This window comes from Brevibacterium otitidis (assembly GCF_042429315.1).
GTDB lineage: Bacteria > Actinomycetota > Actinomycetes > Actinomycetales > Brevibacteriaceae > Brevibacterium > Brevibacterium otitidis.
This window is the reverse complement of sequence record NZ_JBHMAU010000010.1, coordinates 21,245-39,932: the sequence shown is the minus strand read 5'-3', so window position 1 is coordinate 39,932 and position 18,688 is coordinate 21,245. Positions and strand designations below refer to the sequence as shown.

Sequence of the window (18,688 nt, the reverse complement as noted above, 5' to 3'; positions counted from 1 at the left end):
TCGCGCCAGCCAGCTCACCAGGAGGAACAGTGAAGATTCTCGTCACCGGCGCATCTGGCCTGCTCGGCTCCTCGGTCGCCGCCGCGCTCGTGTCCGCCGGGCACACGGTCACTACCCTGCAGCGCCGCCCGTCGGGGGTCGGCGGGGCCCGCGACATCGTCGCCTCGATCACCGATGCCGCTGCCGTCGCCGAGGCGGTGGCCGGGCAGGAGGCGGTCGTCCACCTGGCGGCGAAGGTCTCGATGACCGGCGACCCGGCCGATTTCGAGGCGATCAACATCGCCGGCACCCGCACACTGCTCTCAGCGGCCCAGGATGCAGGCGTGAGCCGGTTCGTGCACATCTCCTCGCCCTCGGTCGCCCATGCCGGTGACTCGCTTGTCGGCGTCGGGGCCGGCCCGGCCGATCCTGAGCATGCCCGCGGTGAGTATGCGCGCACCAAAGCCCACGGCGAACTGCTGGCACTCGCCGCTGACAGCGAAGACTTCCGGGTGCTCGTGCTGCGCCCGCACCTCATGTGGGGGCCAGGGGACACGCAGCTGACCGAGCGGATCATCGACCGCGCCCGCGCCGGCCGGATGCCGGTGCTCGGCACGGGTGCCGCGCTCATCGATACGCTCTACATCACCAATGCCGTCGACGCGATCGTCGCCGGGCTCAGCGCCGTCGACCACCACCACGGTGAGGCGCTCGTCGTCACCAACGGCCAACCGCGGCCGGTCGGCGAGCTCATGACCCAGATGGCCCTGGCCGGAGGCGCCCGCCGCCCGAAGCTCAGCGTGCCCGTGCCGGCTGCGCTGGTCGCCGGGACTGTCGTGGAGAAGGTGTGGGAGCTCGCCGGGGATCTTGAGGAGACGCTGACCGACCGGCTGCCGGAGCAGGCCGCCGCCCGCCTGCATGAGACCCTGGCCGATGAGCCGCCGCTCACCCGGTTCCTCGCCGAACAGCTCTCAACCGCCCACTGGTTCGATCAGCGCCGCACCCGCGAAGTCCTCAACTGGACGCCGCGGGTGAGCATCGAGGAGGGCCTGGCCGAACTCGCCGCCCACTACGGCGGCACCGCGCCCGAACCTGGGACCGCGCTGACGGCAGGCCGCTGATGCTCACCATCGAAAGCCTCGTCGCCGGCTACCCGGCCGGATTCGCCCTGCCGCCGCTCGACCTGCAGCTGCAGCCCGGGTCGATCACCCGGCTGGCCGGGGCGAACGGGGCCGGCAAATCGACCCTGCTGCAGACGATCGCCGGCCGGCAGACGCCGCTTTCCGGCCGCGTGCTGCTCGGCGGCGAACCGGCAGACCACACCGGGCCTGCCTGGAAGCGGCAGGTTGCAGCCCTCCTCGGCGACGACGCCTGGCTCACCGGGCTCACCGCCGGTGAGCACCTGACGCTGCTCGCCCGAGCCCATGACGTCACCGCTCCCGAGGCGGCCATCACCGAGATCTGTGCCGCCCTCAACCTGCCGATCCGGTTCCTCGACGCTTACCCGGAGGCGCTCTCCAGCGGGCAGCGGCGCAAGGTGCTGCTGGCCAGCGCGCTCATCCGGCCAGCCGAGGTCCTGCTACTTGATGAGCCCGAACAGAACCTCGATGCCGCCTCGGTCCAGGCGCTGCGCCGCCTGCTGATTGCCCGCGCGGAGAGCGGCACGGCGATTCTGCTCTCCACCCACGACGACGCGCTCATCGACCCCGAGCGCACCACCACCGTGCAGATCTGCGAACACCCCGACGGGACGCTGGGCTATGACGCCGCCTGAACCGACCCTGCCGCACCCCCTCACCCCTGCCGGCCTCGCCCGGCTCACCCGCAGCCGCCGCCCGCACACGCTGAGCGCCGGGGCGGTCTACACCTACGCGCTGGCCGCAGCCGTGTTCATCGCCGTCCTCGCCTCGGCCGCGCAGTCCCTCGCCGCACCGCTAGTCGCGGCGCTCACCGCCCTGCCGGCCGGCGCCGTCGCCGATGCGGTGGTCGCCTCCCCGTTCCCCGTCCTGCAGTCGGTCCTCATCGCCGCGTGCGGAATGTTCGTGCTCGCCTGGCTGCTCACCCGCCTCGGCCCGCTCGGGCTGCCCGAACCGGTGAGAGTGTGGCTGTTCCAGCACCCCGGCTTCAGCCCAGCCTGGCTGCGCCGCCGTCTGAGTGCCGTCATCCTCGGCGGGGTGGCCGGCGGGATCATCATCGGGCTGATGGCGCTCGTGCCGCACTTGTCCTGGCAGGCCACCGGTGGCGCGGTGGCGTTCGACCTCGGCATCACCGCAGCTGCCGCGAGCGCACTTGTGACCGTGCTGGCGGCCACCGGGGCGGCGGGTGCCCTCATCCTCATTGGCCTGCAGACGGGCCTGTTCGGCACGACGGTCGACACCGAGCAGCTCGGCGACCGGCTGCTGTGGGCTGCGGTCGCGGCACTGGCGCTGCTTGCCCTCACCGCACCGCTGGGCGACCTCACAGGCACAGTCATGCACGCTGCAGCGAGCGGACTGGCCGCACCGGTCGCGATCGGGTTCGCAGCGGTCCTGGTATTGCTCATCATTGCCGCTGCCGCGTGGATGGTGCTGAGGCCCCCACGGTTGTCGTGGCCGCAGCTCGAAGCCGGCTCGCGGGCCTCGCAGCTCATGCGCTTCGGGCTGGTGACCGCCGATGCCAATGCGCTTGCCACGACCCTCTTCGCCCGCCTGCGGACTCACCGCGGAGGGCGCTCCGGCCAACTGGCGGCACGCTTGATGCGACTGCCGTCTCTGCTGGCCCTGCCGACCGGACTGCTCATCGGGCTGACCCGCACGGCAGGCGTACCGGCGCTGCTCGCCATAACGGTGCTGCTGCCGTGGGCGGCCAGCGCCATGCCGCTTGGTCAGCTGCCGGTCGCCGGAGTCCTCATCGCCTGCCTGAGCCTGGGGATCGCCGGCTGGCTGGCCGTCATGAGTGTGCGCACCTCTGCTGCGAACCCGTCCTTCACCGAGGTGTTCCCGTTCAGCCTCGCCACCTCCCGGCTCCTCATCGCACTCGCACCGGTGGCGGTGCTGCTGCCCGCCGGAGCCCTCGTATTCCTGCCGGTGACCGTGCAGCTCAGCCAGCCGCTGCTTCTCGCCCTTGCCTGCCTGTTCACGCTCATCTGCGCGGCGGCAGCGACACACGCCGCACTGCGCCCGCCGCCGAACTGGTTGGCTCCGGCGGTCATGACCGAAGCCGGTGCGCTGCCCGTCGGCGTCATCGCACAGCTGATCACCCCGGTTCTCATGACAGCGCTCGGTGCGCTGGGAATGCTGCTGGCTGCCAGCACAGTGGTCTCACCGGCAGGTGGTGCGGTGCTGCTGGCCGGCGTGGCCGGCTGGGCGGTCTACCGGCTGCGTCGCAGCGCACACCAGTGACCCAGTGACGTGGGGCCTCAGTCGGTGCCGTCTGGTCGCCCGGCGCCCGGTTCGCCCGGCTTCGCCTGCGCATCAGCGCCCGGCTCGGCCTGCTCATCAGCACGCGGCTCGGGCTGTTCTCCGCGGCGGGCACTGCGGGAGGCTTCGCGCTGGGCGCGGCGCAGCTCGCGCTGCTCGTCCTTGGCCGCCTCCTCGACGGCGATCCGCTTGTCGCGGTCGGCGTTGTCCTCACTGGGGCTGACGATCTCCCAGATGATGAGCGTGCCGACCATCACCACACCGGCGATCGTGCCGAGTGTCAGCGCACCCCATGGCCGCGGCAGCGAACCGAGCCCCACCGCCCAGTGGATGCCCAGAACGGCGAGCGCGGCCAGGGCCATGGCGACGACGTAGCGCATTCTCTCTTCAGCTCCTCCGCCAGCACCTGCTGCGCACCGGCACGTCTTTGCAGGTCCCAGCCACCGCCTCGGGCGCGGGGCAGCCGGCAGGCGCCGGCGCGAGGAGACCCGCTGTTCAACTCTAGTGTGTCGTAGGCAACAATAGAGTATGAGCGATCACACTGACAGCGCCGCCGCGACGGCGCAGCAGCCGACAGACACCCCCTACGACCGCGCTTTCGCCTTCGCCGCTGAGGATCCGGAGGGCTTCTGGCTCGACGCCGCTGAGCTCATCGACTGGGTGAAGAAGCCGACCCGCGCCCTCGACACCTCGCGCGCCCCGATCTACCGCTGGTTCCCCGACGGCGAGCTCAACGTCTGCTACAACGCCCTCGACCGGCACGTCGAGGCCGGCCGCGGCGAGGATATCGCCCTCATCTACGACTCCCCCGTCACCGACCAGATCAAGCGCTTCACCTACAGCGAGCTGCTCGATGAGACCGCCCGCTTCGCGCAGGCGCTGGCCGGTCGCGGCATCGGCAAGGGCGATACCGTCGTCATCTACATGCCGATGATCCCCGAGGCGGTCGTCGCGATGCTCGCCTGCGCGCGCCTGGGCGCGATCCACTCGGTGGTCTTCGGCGGGTTCTCGGCCAATGAGCTGGCTGTGCGGATGAACGACCTGCGCCCGAAGGCGATCATCTCGACCTCCTGCGGCATCGAGCGCACCCGGGTCATCGAGTACAAGCCGCTGCTCGACGCCGCGATCGAAAAGGCCGAGGAGGACCCCGAATTCACCGTCATCGTCCAGCGCGAACAGCATCCGTGCGAGCTCATCGACGGCCGCGACCTCGACTATGCCCAGCTGCTCGCCGCGACCACCGAGCACGCCCCGTGCACGCCGGTCGCCTCGACCGATGAGCTCTACGTGCTCTACACGTCGGGCACCACCGGCAAGCCCAAGGGGATCGTGCGCGACGGCAGCTACGCGACCGCGCTCGCCTGGTCGCTGCCGAACCTCTTCGATCTGCATCCCGGTGACACGATGTTCACCGCCTCAGACGTCGGCTGGGTGGTCGGGCACTCCTATATCGTCTACGCCCCACTCATCGGCGGGGTGACGACCGTGCTGTTCGAAGGCAAGCCGATCGGCACCCCGGATGCCTCGACGTTCTTCCGGGTCGTCGCCGAACATGACGTCGACGTGTTCTTCGCCGCGCCGACCGCGATGCGCGTCATCCGCAAGGAGGATCCCGACGGCGAGGTGATGAAGCGCTACGACATGGCCTCGCTCAAGGCCTGGTACATGGCCGGCGAGCGCCTCGACCCCGACACCTATGAGTGGACGACCGAGAAGCTCGCCGAGGCGACCGGCCGGTCGATCCCCGTCATCGACAACTGGTGGCAGACCGAGACCGGCTGGCCGATCGCGACGAACCCGATCGGTCTGCAGGAGTACCCGCTCAAGGCCGGCTCCCCGACGAAGCCGGTGCCCGGCTACCGAGTCGAGGTCGTCGATGCCGCCGGCAGTCCGGTGCCGGCTGGTCAGGACGGGCTCGTCGTCATTCGGCTGCCGCTGCCGCCGGGCACCATGGCGACGGTGTGGGGCGACGATGAGCGCTACATCTCCTCCTACCTCTCGGCGATCGAGGGCTGCTATCTCACCGGTGACGGCGGGCTCATCGATGAGGACGGCTACGTCTATGTCATGGGCCGCACCGACGATGTCATCAACGTCGCCGGCCACCGCCTGTCGACGGGCATCATGGAGGCCGCGATCGCCGCGCACCCGGCCGTGGCCGAATGCGCTGTCATCGGTGTCGCCGATCCGACGAAGGGCCAGATCCCGCGTGCTTTCGTCGTCCTCAAGGACGCCCCGGGTATCGACGAGGAGACGGTCAAGACCGAGCTCGTCTCGCTCGTGCGCTCCGACATCGGCCCGGTGGCCGCGATGAAGCGCGTCGACGTCGTCACCGCCCTGCCGAAGACCCGCTCCGGCAAGATCCTGCGCAAGACGATGCGCGAGATCGCCGATGGCCGCCCGGATGTGGCAGTACCGTCGACGATCGAGGATCCCGAGGTGCTCGACCGGATGCGTGCAGCGCTGCGGGAGGGATGAGCGCTGAGACGCTGAGCGTCTGAGACGACCGCTGCGGGCGGGGCACCGGCTGGTGTCCCGCCCGCACTTGTGTACATGGGGTGGCAAGTCTGGGAACCGAGCGCTCGGGTGCCTGAGTGCCGTGTCCGGGGACCGAGCGCGCTGAGATCACGAAGCTGTCATGTCGATGATGACAACGACATGTGTTCGTGATCCTGCTGTGATGTGAACCCGCCGAGGCGGTGTTTTCAGTGATCTGCAGCACACCTGACTACGACGAACGTCTAAGTCCGGAACCCGAAAGTGGTAACCGGAAAGCTCGAGAAGCCTTGAATATCGCTCAAGTTCTTTCAGATTCCGGACTCTCTGACGCTGCGTTGATGTTCCCTCAGCCCGATGACCAGCTGGGTTGTTGAAGCCTGCACGACGGGCTTGCGGCGCATGTGCGCGCCCGAGAGCGGCATCGCCGCCACCTGCTGCCGACGCTGAATTCAGTGAGCACCAAGATCGCATTCAGACTGTTCGAAGCCGTCGGCGGTTGAGAGATCACGAAACGGTTGCAATCGTGGAACACGTCGCTGAGATCTGCGGCACGGGCCCCACCCACGGTCCGAGGTCAGCCCCCACCTGGCAGCAGCGCTCAGTGGTATTGCACACCACCCCCGGAAGAATCCCCGAGAACCCGAAAGAGTAGTGACATGAAGCTCACCAAGACCCTCATCACCGCGACACTGACTGCTGGAATCCTCGGCGGAGGCGTGATGGCCTCACCGGCACTGGCAGCACCGGACTTTAACCCCGCCTCCGCTCCGGTCGAGCAGCGCCAGGCCGCCATGGCCTCCATCGATCAGCTCGACCAGGAGCAGATCGACAACGCCCGCACCATCATCGGCGTCGGCCGCGGCGGACAGATCTCCGACCAGGGCATCGTCATCGCCCTCATGACCGCCATGCAGGAATCGACGATGTACAACCTCGACTACGGCGACCGCGATTCGCTGGGCCTGTTCCAGCAGCGTCCGTCGATGGGCTGGGGCACGGAAGCACAGATCCAGGATCCGGTCTACGCTTCGAAGTCCTTCTACGGCATCAACCCTGAGGGCTCCAACCCGGGCCTCATCCAGGTCGAAGGCTGGGAGAACATGGCCCCGACCGAGGCCGCCCAGGCTGTGCAGCGCTCGGCCTACCCTGATGCCTACGCCAAGTGGGAGCCGCTGGCCCGCGAGCTGCTGGCCGCCCACGGCGACGCACCTGCCATCCCGTGAAACATCCCCTGACGCACCCCCTCCCCTGATTCATCCCCCATGAGGTCGCACTCCCCTTGTCGGCCGAACGGCTTCCTGAGGGGACCCGAGAGCCCCTCAGGAAGCCCCCCCCCCACAATCCCCTCGACCACCCAGATCCCCTCAACCCCACAATCCCCGCAGTCCCCTCTGCACCCCACCCCTCGGACGGAGGATCATGACTTTCGCTCTTCTCAGCACCACCACCCGCCGCATCGGCACCGCTGCTGCCGCTGTCACCATGGCCGCCACCGGCCTTGCGATCGCCCCGGCGGCACAGGCCTCGGCGACCCCCGCCTCGGGCGCGGATGCCGCAGCCGCCGAGCAGGCCGAGACCGCCAATGCCGACCGTCGCGCGGAGATCATCGACCGCGCCCAGTTCTGGGTCAACGAAGGCGTGCCGTACAGCATGGAGGCCACCTACCCGGACGTCAACGGCAAGCACTACCGCACCGACTGCTCCGGCTTCGTCTCGATGGCCTGGGGCCTCGACGACAGCCTCAGCACCGTGACCCTGCCCGACGTCGCACACGAGATCCCGATGGAGGACCTGCAGCCGGGTGACGTGCTTATGCGCGGCGGCCCAGGCACCGAAGGTGCCAACGGCCATGTGGCGATCTTCAACGGCTGGGCCAATGAGGAGCACACCGCCTACCACGCCCTCGAACAGGCCGGCGGGTCCGGCGCCGTCGCCCGCGACATCGGCTACCCCTACGACGGCCTCGACGGCTTCGTACCCTACCGCCTCAACGGACTCTGATCCGGCGCTGCGGCACACCGCACCCAGCGGACCCCCCATAACGGCGGGGTCCGCTGTTGCATTCACCGGCCGGGTGGGTGCGCTGGGCCGGTCCCGAGGCGGTCGTCTGGCTGCGCTGGAACCGGCAGCACAGGACAGGTGCGGCGATTGTGATGAACCTAGCCCTCGACAAGCCGGAGCCGCAGTGTCATGAACATCGGGCCAGGCGATAGCATGGCGGGCATGGCTCGTTCCTCGCGCCGCGGGCAGTACGTCGGCCCCACCATCGGATTCAGCATCACCGCCGCGATCCTCGCGTCGGTGTTCATCGTCGTGTGGGCGATCGGCGCGATGGGTGTCACCGGTCCGACGATCGTGCGCCAGTGGGAGCTCAGCCATGTCGACCGTCTCAACGACAGCCAGATCGGCTATGCGCAGACGATCATCGACGTCGGCCGCGATGCCGATCTGCCCGATGATGCGATCATCATCGCGCTCATGACAGCGTTGCAGGAGTCTTCGCTGCGCAACCTCGACCACGGCGACCGCGATTCCCTGGGGCTGTTCCAGCAGCGGCCCTCGCAAGGTTGGGGCACCCCGGAGGAGATCCAGGATCCGGTGTGGGCCGCGCAGTCCTTCTACGGGGTCAATCCCGAAGGGCGCAATCCCGGCCTGGTGCACATCGCCGGTTGGGAGTCGATGACCCCCAATGAGGCGGCGCAGGCGGTGCAGCGCTCCGGGTTCCCGCACGCATACGGACGCTGGCAGCCGCTGGCCGAGGAGATCCTCAGCTCCTACGATTCCGTCACCGCCTCCGAGTGACGCGCGGCCGGACCCGGCGGCGATTCCCTGTGGTTCTCCGCGGACGCTGCGACCGGGTGACCACGCCGACTCTGTCCTGGGGTGACCACGCCGGCTCTGCCATGACGTGACCAAAGCAACACCGCAATGGGACACCCCGGTTGCTCAGGTCGCGACGAATGCAGGTATAATTAAGATTACATATAAGGCAAGCGGTTATCATTGAGTGATGCACGAACCGCCGCTACAACAGAAGGAGGATCGCATGGCCGACCACAAGATCGCAGAGCACACCACTGAAGAGCACCAGCACGGCGGCGCGGACTGCACCCACGAGAAGGTGCAGCACGGCGACCACGTCGATTACATCCACGACGGCCACCGCCACGCCGAGCACGGTGACCACTACGACGAGCACTGAGAAGCGCTCGCCCGAAGAACCCTGAGACTATGTGGCCGGGTACGTGAGTGCCCGGCCGCATAGCGCAGTGAGCAGTCCCCACTTTCTCGCGCGGAATCAGCGGTGGCACGATACTTAACTACCGGCCGGAAATTATAGTGGTGTCACACTACACTCACTCCCACTCCGAGAATAGAGTTTTCCCATGCAGACGAAACCAGACATCGACGCCCTCCCGCGTACACATGACGACCACCCCCATGTCTCGGAGACACTGCTGACCGATGTCCCTACCGATGTGCGTGACGACGCCACGATCAACCGCACCGCCGAGCTGTTCAAGGCTCTGGCGACCCCGTCGCGCCTGCGCATCCTGCTGGTCCTCTCGCACGGACCGACATCGGTCTCCGGCATCGTCGACCAGACCGCGCTCTCACAGCCGCTCGTCTCCCAGCACCTCAAGCTGCTGCGCGGACTGCATCTGGTGAGCGTCGACCGGGTGGGCCGCGAAGCGATCTACTCGCTCAAGGACGACCACGTCGCCCACGTCATCGTCGATGCGATGGCCCACGCCGCCGAACCGCACCTCTGACCTCGGCAGCAGCCTGACAGCGGCGGCTGAGCACCCGCATCCCGCCGGAGACCAGCCACACGACGGCGACCACGATGACGATGCCCAGCCACTGACCGACCGCCAGCTGCTCACCTGCCAGCAGCGTGCCCAGCAGCACCGCGGTGATCGGCTGGGCGAGCATGAGAGAGGCCGTCTCCGTCACCGGCAGCCGAGTGGAGAACACCGCCAGCAGCCCCCACGCTCCGGCCTGACCGAGCACCGCCAGGCCGACCATCGCCGCCCAGCCGGAGAGCCCGAGGTCGAAGTCGAATCCGCCGAGCACCAGCCCGCCGATGAGCGTCACGAGGCAGGCGGCCGTCGTGGCGATGAGCACCGGGGTGACGATGAGCGCAGGAGACAGCACCCGGCAGCGGTGGGTGCCGTAGATGTAGACGCCGTAGAGCACCCCGGAGAGCACACCGAGGATTGCCCCGCGCAGCGGTGCCGCCGCTCCGGGATCGACACCGAAGGCACCGCCGGTCAGCAGCATGCCGCCGAGCATCACCGGCACACACCACAGGAAGAGTCGGCCGGGATGCTCCCGGTGCAGCAACCACACAAGGGCGGGGAACACAACAGCCTGCACGCTGATGAGCACCGTCGAGACCCCGACGCCGGCGTCGTAGACGCTCTGCGCCCACATGATGTAGTCGAATCCGAGGAACGCCCCGGCACCGGCGGCGATGCCGACTGTCGCCTTTCCGGGCAGGCCGTGGCGGGACACCTCGGCGACGGCGAAGGGAGCGAGCGCGAGGATCGCCAGGGCGCAGCGCAGGAAGGCGGCCGTGGAAGGCGAGGCCTGGGAGATGGTGAGCAGCAGCGCCGCCGAACCCAGGCACACGGCGGCGATGAGGACGCCGAGGCGGGCGAGCGCCGGCGCGGCGTTCACGCCCACCGCAGCCCCAGCTCAGCCGGCATCGCGGACCCGGTCGGTGAAGGTCCGGATGCGGGCCAGCGCCGCGGAGATCGCATCCGGGCCGGCGGCCAGGGACAGCCGCACGCACTCATCGCCGTGGACGCTGTCGAAGTCGAGGCCGGGTGAGAGCGCCACACCCTCCTCTTCGAGCAGCGCGGCGCACCATTCGGTGGCGGTGGCATAGGGGCCGAGCACACCGGTGATGTCGGCGTACATGTAGAAGGCGCCGTCGCAGGGCGCGAGGTCCTTCCAGCCGAGCTCATCGACGGCATCAAGAACGTACTGGCGGGCCGCGGCGAACCCGGCGACCGCTGCCTCGCCTTCGGCATAGGCGGCATCGGAGAACGCCGCCACTGCCGCATGCTGAGCCGGCACCGGCGCGCACAGGGTGAGGTTGCCGGCCAAGCCGGCGGCGGCCTGGTGGATGGGCTCGGGCATGATCGCCCAGCCGAGCCGCCAGCCGGTCATCCCCCAGAACTTAGAGAACGAGGAGATGACGATCGCCTCATCGGCATAGGCGATGGCGGTCTCGCCGTTGGGGTTGCCGCCGGCGGTCGCCTCGGTGCCGGGGAAGGTGACGCCGTGGTAGATCTCATCGGAGATCAGCTGCACGTCGTGGGCGCGGCACCAGCCGGCGAGTTCGATGAGGCTCTCCCGGTCGAGCATCGTGCCGGTGGGATTGGCCGGGGAGGCGACCATGAGACCCCGCAGCGGCGCCTCGGCGTGGGCGGCTTCCAGCAGCTCGACGGTGGGCTGGAAGCGCTCGGCGACACCGCAGTCGAGCTCGACGACCTCGCAGCCGAGAGCGGTGAGGATGTTCTTGTAGGCGGCATAGCCGGGGCGGGCGAGCGCCACCCGGTCGCCGGCGTCGAAGGCGGCGAGGAAGGCGAGCAGAAACCCGCCGGAGGAGCCGGTGGTGACGAAGAACCGGTCGGCGGGCACATCGAGGTCGTACCAGCGGCGGTAGTGACCCGACAGCGCCTCGCGCAGCTCGCGGATGCCGGTGACCGGCACATAGCCGAGGTCGGTGCCGTCGCGCATGAGCTCCTGGGCCCGCTGGCGCACCGCGGCCGGGGCTCCCTGGCCGGGCTCGCCGACGCACAGGGAGATGACGTCCCTGCCCTCCGCTCTGAGTTCGGCCACCCGGGAGACGATGTCCATGACGGCGAAGGGGCGGACGGTCTGGGCCCGCTCAGAGATGCGGATGCTGCGCTGTGTCATAGCGTCAGCTTCTCATACCGCGTGCGGTGCACCACACCTCGACAGGCGGGCGGCGACCGGGCGGGCGGCTCCCAGGTGGGCGCCGACCGGGCTGCTGATCGCCGACTCGCCTACTGATCGCCGACCGGCCACGTGTGCACCGGCTCGCCGGTGGCCTGATGGCCGATGTAGAGCTCGAGCAATCGTGCGAGCGCCGCCCGCCGCTCAGCGGTGTCCGGATCGGTCAGCCGCGGCTTGAGCGCCATCAGGGTGCGCAGCTGCCAGGTCGCGCCGTTCTGCCGGGTGCGGGCCCGGGCTTCGATGATGTCCATGTACTCGTCGATGATCGCCGCGTCGACGTCGAGCATCTGCAGACCCTTGCGCGCCTGCGGCACGAGGGTGGTGCGGATGAGCTCGGCGACGTCAACGCGGCCGAGCTTGGGCCACAGGATCCGCGAGTACAGACCTGAGCGGGCGGCGGCGAAGAAGTTCTTCTCCGCATCGGGAAACGACAGCCGCGACCACACCGGCCGGTTCTCCTCGCCCATGTACTTCACCACGCCGTAGTAGAAGGCGGCATCGGCGATGAGGTCGACGACGGTCGGACCGGCCGGCAGCAGCCGGTTCTCCAGCCGCACATGGGCGAGATCGCCGTCGGGGGCGTAGATGGGCCGGTTCCAGCGCCACACGGTGCCGTTGTGCAGGTTGAGGTAGTGCAGCGCCGGGGAGCTGCCGAGCATCACCGGGGTGCCGGACTCCTCGCGGCTTTCGGGCAGCATCGGCGGAAAGTAGCGCACATTCTCCTCGAAGAGGTCGAAGACGCTGGTGATCCACCGTTCGCCGAACCACACCCGCGGGCGCACTCCCTGGGTGACGAGTTCGGGGGCGCGGGTGTCGATCGATTGGGTGAAGACCGGGATGCGGTTCTCATGCCACAGCTTGTACCCGGCGAACAGCGGGGCGTTGGCGCTGAGCGCCACCTGGGCTGCGGCCATCGCCTGCGAGGCGTTCCAGGCGGTGGCGAACCGATTGGGCGGGACCTGCAGGTGCAGCTGCATCGAGGTGCAGCTCGATTCGGGGGCCACATCGGTGAAGTCGTGCCGGTAGTACTCGCGGTCGTGGATCTCGATGCGCACCAGCTCACCGCGCATGTCGATGACGGCGTTGCTCAGCGCCCGGTAGCGGTTCTCGTCGGTGACCCAGCTGGGGTCTTCGAGGAACTCGGTCGTCAGCGTCGGCAGCGTGCCGATCATCGCGACTTTTGCGCCGTGCTCGGCTGCTGCGGCATGGGCCATGTCGAGACGGGACTGCACGCCGTCCTGCAGCTGTGTGAGCCCATCGCCCTGGACGGTGAGGACGGGGTGGTTGAGCTCGATGTTGTAGGCGCCGATCTCGGACTGGAAGTCCGGATGGTCGATCGACTCGAGCACCTTGTGGTTGACCTTCGCCGGCTGCATGTCCGCATCGACGAGGTTGAGCTCGAGTTCGAGGCCGATCGTGCCCTGACTGGAGAACTCCGCCTCCTGCAGATACGAGTCGAAGGTCTCCAGATCAGCGTTGAGCTGCTCACGGTAGCTGGTGCGCTGCTGCGGCGTATAGCGCTGCCTCGAAACGTCATCTCCCATGACCTGATGATACGTGCCGGGACCGCGCCTGGGCAGGCCTGCGGCATACAATGATCCCGACTGTACGCCGCTGTGTGGAATTGAGGACCTGATGACTGACCGCTCCGTCGACCTTGCCGCTCTGCCTGATGCCGCCCAGGCGCGGCTGCCGCAGATCCTCACCGACCTGGAGCGGGTCATCACGCTGGAGACGCCCTCGGAGGACCTCGCCGCGGTCGCCGCCGGCGCCCGGGACCTCGCCGCGCTCATCGAGGAGCGGCTGGGCACCGCTCCCGAGGTGGTGGAGATCGACGGCGTCACGCACCTGCGCCTGCGGTTCGGTTCCGGTCCGGTGAAGGTGGTGCTGCTGAACCACCAGGACACGGTGTGGCCGCACGGCACCCTGGAGCGGCTGCCGTTCTCCACGGCTGATGGGATCCTGCGCGGGCCCGGCAGCTTCGATATGCTCACCGGCACGATCATGAGCATCCACGCCACCGCGATGCTGCTCGATGCGCTCGGCGATGCTGCCGCACTCGACGGCCTCACCCTCCTCATCACCGGCGATGAGGAGCTCGGCTCGACGACGTCCTCGCAGCTCATCCGCGAGGAGGCCGCCGGTGCGCGCGCCGTCTACGTCATGGAGGCTTCGGCCGCCGGCGCACTCAAGCTCGCCCGCAAGGGCACCTCCGACTATCATGTCACCGTCTACGGCAAGGCCGCCCACGCCGGTCTCGAACCGGAGAAGGGCGTCAACGCCGGTCTCGAACTCGCCCGCCTCATGCCACTCATCGCGGATCTGGCCGATGCGGAGAAGGGCACCACCGTGGTGCCGACGACGCTGAGCGGCGGCACCACCCCGAACACGGTGCCGGCCGAGGCCAGCGTCCACGTCGATGTGCGCGCCCGGCTCATCGAGGAGCAGCAGCGCATCGAAGAGCAGATGAAGGCGCTCACCGCGCAGCTGCCCGGCGCCCGGGTCGAGGTGACCGGCGGGATCAACCGGCCGCCGTTCGAACGCGACGCCGCTGCCCACCTGTTCGACCGGGCCGTCGCCCTGGCCGCCGAGCTCGGGATCGCTGAGCCGACCGGCACCGCAGTGGGCGGGGCCTCCGACGGCAACTTCACCGCCGGCGACGGCATCCCGACCCTCGACGGACTCGGGGCCGTCGGCGACGGCGCCCACGCCGAGCACGAGCACGCGATCATCTCCGAGATCCCACCGCGCACAGCGCTGCTCGCGGCCCTCATCGCCGACCAGCTCGCCGACTGAGCAGCCAGCTCTCCGCTGCCGGCGGATTGCTAAGGTGGCGGTATCAACCGCCGCAACGCCGCACGGGAGCCTGCTGTGAAACTGACATCGCTGACCCTCCACCAGATCCGACTGCCGCTCGTCTCTCCGTTCACCACCTCGTTCATGCGGGAGACGGAGAAGGACTGCTACCTCGTCGAAGCCCGCTTCGACACGCCAGCCGGCGAGATCACCGGATGGGGCGAGTCGGTGGCGATGGTCGGTCCGCTGTACTCCGAGGAGTACACCACCGGCGGCATCGACGTCACCCGCGACTGGCTGGCACCGGCGCTGTTCCGCGTCGAGCACCTGACCGCTGAGACGGTCGGCTGGCATCTGCGCCACATCATCGGCCACCCGATGGCCAAGTCCGCCCTCGAGATGGCGGTCATCGAAGCGCAGCTGAAGATGCAGAACCTGTCCTTCAAGGACTACCTCGGCGGCGTTGTCGATCAGATCCCCTCCGGCGTCTCGGTCGGCATCCAGGATTCGATCCCCGAGCTCATCACGACGATCGCCGGATACATCGATGAGGGCTATGCCCGCATCAAGCTCAAGATCAAGCCTGGCGCCGACATCGAACCGGTGGCAGCCGTGCGCCGGGAGTTCGGCGATGACTTTCTCTTCCAGGTCGACGCGAACGCCGCCTACACGCTCGTCGACGCCAACCACCTCAAGCGGCTCGACGAGTACGGCCTGCTGCTCATCGAACAGCCCCTCGGCGAGGCCGACATCCGGCAGCATGCGCAGCTGGCCAAGCTCATGGACACCCCGATGTGCCTCGATGAGTCGATCGTCTCCGCCGAGGCAGCTGCCGATGCGATCAGCCTGGGCGCCGCCTCGGTCATCAACATCAAGCCCGGCCGCGTGGGCGGCTACATCGAAGCCAAGCGCATCCACGATCTGTGCCGCGCCCACGGTGTTGCCGTGTGGCACGGCGGCATGGTCGAGACCGGTCTGGGCCGGGCCGCCAATGCGGCGATGGCCTCACTGCCGGGCTTCACGCTGCCCGGTGATGTGTCGGGTTCGAAGCGGTTCTTCCACGAGGACATCACCGAGGAGATCGTCATGCACGACGGCGTCGTCGACGTGCCGAGAGGCCCGGGCTTCGGCGTGACGATCGACCCGGCGAAGCTGGAGAAGTTCCGCGTCGCGAAGTTCGACATCACCCCCAGCTGAGCTGACGGGCTCAACTGGCTGGGCGAACTGGCGGCTGAGCTGGCCCGGCTGACGGGCTGAGACGAGCAGATCCCCGGTGAGCAGTGCTCACCGGGGATCTGCTCGTCTGTCTGCTGATCCTCAGCTCTGCGGAACCGGCGGGCCGAGGATCAGCAGAACGGTGAAGAGGACTGCCACGCCGATGAAGCCGACGATGACGGCCTGGACCGGCCGGCGGATCGCCCAGGCGCACCAGCCTTCGAAGAAGTTGCGGGGCTCGCGCGGGCCGCGGCCGAGCTCCCAGTCGCTGTCGAGGATGCCGGCCCGTCGAGCATAGATCTCGAACGGGATCGTGGCGTAGGGGATGATGGCCGAGCCCAGGCCGGTTGCGATCTGACCTGCCTTCCAGCGCTGTGAGGTGCCGATGAGCACGGTGACGACGCAGTAGGTGAGGAACACGAACCCGTGGATGCCACCGCCGATCCGCACACCGAGTTCAGTGGTGTGGGTGACGTATTTGAGGATCATGCCGGCGATGAGCAGGGTCCAGGTGATGGCCTCGGCGATGGCGAATGTGGTGAAGAGCTTCTTAGGAGTCACCACACCATTGTGCCCGCACCGCCTGGCAGAAGACGAAACGGGGGCCGATGGCGCATTGCCATCGGCCCCCGCTGCTGTCAGCTCAGCTGGTCATCTGCTCATGCAGGCGCTCAGCTGCTGATGCTGTCTCAGGAGTTCGACTTCCGGCGCAAGGTGGCGGCGGTGATGCCCAGGCCTGCGATCAGCAGTCCGGCAGCTCCCCAGACGAGCGGGCCGGATTCGCTGCCGGTGCGCGGCAGCTTGCCCTTGTCGTCCTTGCCCTTGTCATCCTTGCCGTTCTCGTCGCCGCCCTTGCCGTCGTCATCCTTGACGTCGCCGACGGTGAAGGTGCCGGTCAGATCGTCGCCGCCCTCACAGCTGACAACGACGTCGTAGGTGCCGACATAGCTGCTGGCGCGAGCCTCGTCGACGCCGTGGACACCGAAGGAGACGGTGCCGTCTTCGCCGACCTCAGCGGTGTCCTCGTGCTTGAGGATGTCGCCTTCCTGGGCCTCAACCATGAGAGTGGCTTCGGTGCCCGGGGTGCAGCCGGCTGCAGTGATGGTGACACCCTTGTCCTTGTTGACGAAGTCAGTCGGCGAGATCTGCTCCGGCTCGATGCTCAGGCCGCGCTCGATCGGAGCGTCATCACCATCGTCATTGCCCTCATCGTCGTCATTGCCCTCGCCGTCATCGCTGCCTTCTTCGAGCTCGTAGGCGAGGACGTGCGCAGCCCAGCCCATGGCAGGGGCGAAGATGTTGAGCGATTCGCGGTTGACGTTCTCGAGGTTGTCGTCCGGGGTGTGGTAGTTGCGGTCGCGCTGCACGCCGGCTTCGCCGCCGAACTTCTCGACGTCTTCCTCAGTCTTGATGCCGTCAGCACCGGAGAACAGACCGGAGACCGGAATGTCGTTCTCGATGAAGGCCTGGTAGTCCGAACGACCCGAGAACTCGGTGCCGATGTGCGGCTGACCCTTGGCATCGAAGAAGTCGGTGTAGATCTTCTCCAGCTCAGCCGAGCCCTCCGGAACGTTGACGCCCGGCGGGATCTCGACATCGGACCCATCGGAGTCGAGCGTGCCGACGACGAAGTTCTCCGAGCCGATCATGTCGTAGTTGAGGTAGGACTTGATCTTGGCCAGCTCATCAGGAGCGTTCTCAGCGAGGTCGTTGACGTAGTGGGTCGAACCGACGAGGCCGACTTCCTCTGCGCCCCAGAATCCGAAGCGGACCTTGTTGTCGACTTTGTAGTCGAGTGCGGCCATGCCCTCGGCAACAGCGAGGAGTCCGGCCACGCCGGAGGCGTTGTCGTTGACGCCAGGGCCCTCAGGAACGCTGTCGAGGTGCGCGCCCATCATCTGCACGTTGTCCGGGTCGCCGTCCGTGGTCTCGGCCATGACGTTCCAGGTTTTGACGGTCTCGAAGGTCGTCTCAACCGTCATGTCAGCGGTGACAGCGGTCTCCGGATCCTCCGGATCGACGTCCTTGATCTTCTGGGCCAGGGCGTCACCCTGGGCCTTGCTCAGAGCGCCGGCGGGGGCATTGCCCTTCACACGGTCTCCGGCGGTGAAGTTGTTGGCGCCATCCTGGTTGTTGTAGATGATGACGCCGGCTGCACCGGCCTTGCTGGCGTTGGTGATCTTGTCGCCGAAGGCGCATTCGCCGCGCTGGATGAGGACGATGGAGTCGGCATTGTCTTCGGTGAAGGCTTCATCGGAGCAACCCAGGCCGGAGTTCTCTCCTTCACCTGTCGGCAGCGTCATCGGAACGTCCTTGAGCGGTTCCTCGGTGCCCTCGGCGTTCGAGATCGAGCCGAAGTCCGTCTGCTCTTCGCCGTTGACGCTCAGGCTGACCTCGCCGAAGGTCTGCCGCGGGAGGTCGAACTCCTGCCGCTCAACCTCGAAGCCGGCTTCTTCCATGACGCCTTCGACGTACTTGGAGGCTTCTTCATAGCCCTTGGTGCCGAGCGCGCGGTATCCATCGTCCTTATTGGCCATGGAGATTTCGTTCAGCTTCGACAGGTGCTTGAACACCTGGTCACCGGTCACACCCATATCGGTGTGCTGTGTCACTGGAGCGGCCATTGCAGGGGAGGTCATCCCCAGGCCGAGTGCCGCTGCGGCTGTCACCGCGAGAGCAACGCGTGCCATTCGTTTCGACATATCAACCTTTCGATCCTTCTGCGGGCAGTGCACCTCGCTGTGCACCACATAGTGATCGGCATCACACAGTCCAACACAGTATTACAGTTCACTCCACATTTAGTAACG

17 protein-coding genes are annotated in these 18,688 nt (G+C 67.8%); 11 read left to right on the top strand and 6 right to left on the bottom strand.

Features of this window, described 5'->3' with window-relative positions; translation table 11 throughout:
- The first annotated feature begins 29 nt into the window (after positions 1-29).
- From ACFFN1_RS00965 to ACFFN1_RS00955, 3 genes are read left to right on the top strand one after another with little or no spacing between them, the layout of a single operon-like run.
- Positions 30-1,100, top strand: a complete 1,071-nt coding sequence (locus ACFFN1_RS00965; RefSeq protein WP_376837755.1) for an NAD-dependent epimerase/dehydratase family protein — start codon at positions 30-32, stop codon at positions 1,098-1,100.
- Entirely contained in the window at positions 1,100-1,753 is a 654-nt protein-coding gene (locus ACFFN1_RS00960) for an ABC transporter ATP-binding protein (RefSeq protein WP_376837753.1), read from the top strand. Before ACFFN1_RS00965 ends, ACFFN1_RS00960 begins: the two co-directional genes overlap by 1 nt.
- Positions 1,740-3,359 carry a hypothetical protein gene (locus ACFFN1_RS00955; RefSeq protein WP_376837751.1) on the top strand — a complete coding sequence of 540 codons (1,620 nt, stop codon included), beginning with the start codon at positions 1,740-1,742 and terminating at the stop codon, positions 3,357-3,359. The genes ACFFN1_RS00960 and ACFFN1_RS00955 overlap by 14 nt, the downstream gene beginning before the upstream one ends.
- Positions 3,360-3,376: 17 nt before the next feature.
- On the opposite strand, the gene ACFFN1_RS00950 is transcribed toward ACFFN1_RS00955, so the two are convergent.
- Entirely contained in the window at positions 3,377-3,757 is a 381-nt protein-coding gene (locus ACFFN1_RS00950) for a hypothetical protein (RefSeq protein WP_376837749.1), read from the bottom strand.
- A 148-nt stretch (positions 3,758-3,905) separates the two neighbouring features.
- Between ACFFN1_RS00950 and ACFFN1_RS00945 the strand changes: the two genes are divergently transcribed.
- From ACFFN1_RS00945 to ACFFN1_RS00920, 6 genes are all read left to right on the top strand, one after another.
- A complete protein-coding gene (locus tag ACFFN1_RS00945; protein ID WP_376837747.1) occupies positions 3,906-5,855 on the top strand; it encodes an acetate--CoA ligase in 1,950 nt (649 codons plus the stop codon).
- Between the two features lie 677 nt (positions 5,856-6,532).
- On the top strand, positions 6,533-7,099 hold the full coding sequence (locus ACFFN1_RS00940; protein ID WP_376837745.1) for a peptidoglycan-binding protein: 567 nt from the start codon (positions 6,533-6,535) through the stop codon (positions 7,097-7,099).
- A 196-nt stretch (positions 7,100-7,295) separates the two neighbouring features.
- The gene (locus ACFFN1_RS00935) at positions 7,296-7,877 is read left to right on the top strand and encodes an NlpC/P60 family protein (RefSeq protein WP_376837743.1); all 582 of its coding nucleotides are present in this window, start codon (positions 7,296-7,298) and stop codon (positions 7,875-7,877) included.
- Positions 7,878-8,099: 222 nt separating this feature from the next.
- Positions 8,100-8,678: a peptidoglycan-binding protein gene (locus ACFFN1_RS00930; protein ID WP_376837741.1), complete on the top strand. Its 579-nt coding sequence runs from the start codon at positions 8,100-8,102 to the stop codon at positions 8,676-8,678.
- 244 nt (positions 8,679-8,922) lie between these two features.
- The gene (locus ACFFN1_RS00925; protein ID WP_376837739.1) at positions 8,923-9,078 is read left to right on the top strand and encodes a zinc transporter permease; all 156 of its coding nucleotides are present in this window, start codon (positions 8,923-8,925) and stop codon (positions 9,076-9,078) included.
- Between the two features lie 184 nt (positions 9,079-9,262).
- Entirely contained in the window at positions 9,263-9,649 is a 387-nt protein-coding gene (locus tag ACFFN1_RS00920) for an ArsR/SmtB family transcription factor (RefSeq protein WP_376837737.1), read from the top strand.
- On the opposite strand, the gene ACFFN1_RS00915 is transcribed toward ACFFN1_RS00920, so the two are convergent.
- The 3 genes from ACFFN1_RS00915 to ACFFN1_RS00905 all read right to left on the bottom strand — a co-directional run bounded on the left by ACFFN1_RS00915 (position 9,606) and on the right by ACFFN1_RS00905 (position 13,411).
- Positions 9,606-10,559, bottom strand: coding sequence for a DMT family transporter (locus ACFFN1_RS00915; protein WP_376837735.1), 954 nt, complete (start codon positions 10,557-10,559; stop codon positions 9,606-9,608). The genes ACFFN1_RS00920 and ACFFN1_RS00915 overlap by 44 nt on opposite strands.
- 18 nt (positions 10,560-10,577) lie before the next feature.
- Complete coding sequence (locus ACFFN1_RS00910) at positions 10,578-11,807, bottom strand: pyridoxal phosphate-dependent aminotransferase (protein WP_376837733.1); 1,230 nt, start codon at positions 11,805-11,807, stop codon at positions 10,578-10,580.
- Positions 11,808-11,917: 110 nt separating this feature from the next.
- The gene (locus ACFFN1_RS00905) at positions 11,918-13,411 is read right to left on the bottom strand and encodes a glutamate-cysteine ligase family protein (protein ID WP_376837732.1); all 1,494 of its coding nucleotides are present in this window, start codon (positions 13,409-13,411) and stop codon (positions 11,918-11,920) included.
- Positions 13,412-13,502: 91 nt separating this feature from the next.
- Between ACFFN1_RS00905 and ACFFN1_RS00900 the strand changes: the two genes are divergently transcribed.
- Both ACFFN1_RS00900 and menC read left to right on the top strand, forming a co-directional pair.
- Complete coding sequence (locus ACFFN1_RS00900) at positions 13,503-14,663, top strand: M20 family metallopeptidase (RefSeq protein WP_376837730.1); 1,161 nt, start codon at positions 13,503-13,505, stop codon at positions 14,661-14,663.
- A 75-nt stretch (positions 14,664-14,738) separates the two neighbouring features.
- A complete protein-coding gene (gene menC, locus ACFFN1_RS00895; RefSeq protein ID WP_376837729.1) occupies positions 14,739-15,860 on the top strand; it encodes an o-succinylbenzoate synthase in 1,122 nt (373 codons plus the stop codon).
- A 120-nt stretch (positions 15,861-15,980) separates the two neighbouring features.
- Here the strand turns inward: menC and ACFFN1_RS00890 are convergent, their stop codons facing one another.
- Both ACFFN1_RS00890 and ACFFN1_RS00885 read right to left on the bottom strand, forming a co-directional pair.
- Positions 15,981-16,439, bottom strand: a complete 459-nt coding sequence (locus tag ACFFN1_RS00890; protein WP_376837727.1) for a DUF3817 domain-containing protein — start codon at positions 16,437-16,439, stop codon at positions 15,981-15,983.
- Positions 16,440-16,567: 128 nt separating this feature from the next.
- The gene (locus ACFFN1_RS00885) at positions 16,568-18,568 is read right to left on the bottom strand and encodes a M20/M25/M40 family metallo-hydrolase (protein WP_376837725.1); all 2,001 of its coding nucleotides are present in this window, start codon (positions 18,566-18,568) and stop codon (positions 16,568-16,570) included.
- Between the last annotated feature and the right edge of the window lie 120 nt (positions 18,569-18,688).

Excerpts from the sequence above, each read along its gene's own strand:
- ACFFN1_RS00885 (WP_376837725.1), bottom strand. The coding sequence starts at position 18,568 with ATGGCACGCGTTGCTCTCGCGGTGACAGCCGCAGCGGCACTCGGCCTG.
- ACFFN1_RS00930 (WP_376837741.1), top strand. The coding sequence starts at position 8,100 with ATGGCTCGTTCCTCGCGCCGCGGGCAGTACGTCGGCCCCACCATCGGA.
- ACFFN1_RS00955 (WP_376837751.1), top strand. The coding sequence starts at position 1,740 with ATGACGCCGCCTGAACCGACCCTGCCGCACCCCCTCACCCCTGCCGGC.
- ACFFN1_RS00960 (WP_376837753.1), top strand. The coding sequence starts at position 1,100 with ATGCTCACCATCGAAAGCCTCGTCGCCGGCTACCCGGCCGGATTCGCC.
- ACFFN1_RS00920 (WP_376837737.1), top strand. The coding sequence starts at position 9,263 with ATGCAGACGAAACCAGACATCGACGCCCTCCCGCGTACACATGACGAC.
- ACFFN1_RS00945 (WP_376837747.1), top strand. The coding sequence starts at position 3,906 with ATGAGCGATCACACTGACAGCGCCGCCGCGACGGCGCAGCAGCCGACA.
- ACFFN1_RS00935 (WP_376837743.1), top strand. The coding sequence starts at position 7,296 with ATGACTTTCGCTCTTCTCAGCACCACCACCCGCCGCATCGGCACCGCT.
- ACFFN1_RS00940 (WP_376837745.1), top strand. The coding sequence starts at position 6,533 with ATGAAGCTCACCAAGACCCTCATCACCGCGACACTGACTGCTGGAATC.
- ACFFN1_RS00910 (WP_376837733.1), bottom strand. The coding sequence starts at position 11,807 with ATGACACAGCGCAGCATCCGCATCTCTGAGCGGGCCCAGACCGTCCGC.
- ACFFN1_RS00925 (WP_376837739.1), top strand. The coding sequence starts at position 8,923 with ATGGCCGACCACAAGATCGCAGAGCACACCACTGAAGAGCACCAGCAC.
- ACFFN1_RS00900 (WP_376837730.1), top strand. The coding sequence starts at position 13,503 with ATGACTGACCGCTCCGTCGACCTTGCCGCTCTGCCTGATGCCGCCCAG.
- ACFFN1_RS00905 (WP_376837732.1), bottom strand. The coding sequence starts at position 13,411 with ATGGGAGATGACGTTTCGAGGCAGCGCTATACGCCGCAGCAGCGCACC.
- ACFFN1_RS00950 (WP_376837749.1), bottom strand. The coding sequence starts at position 3,757 with ATGCGCTACGTCGTCGCCATGGCCCTGGCCGCGCTCGCCGTTCTGGGC.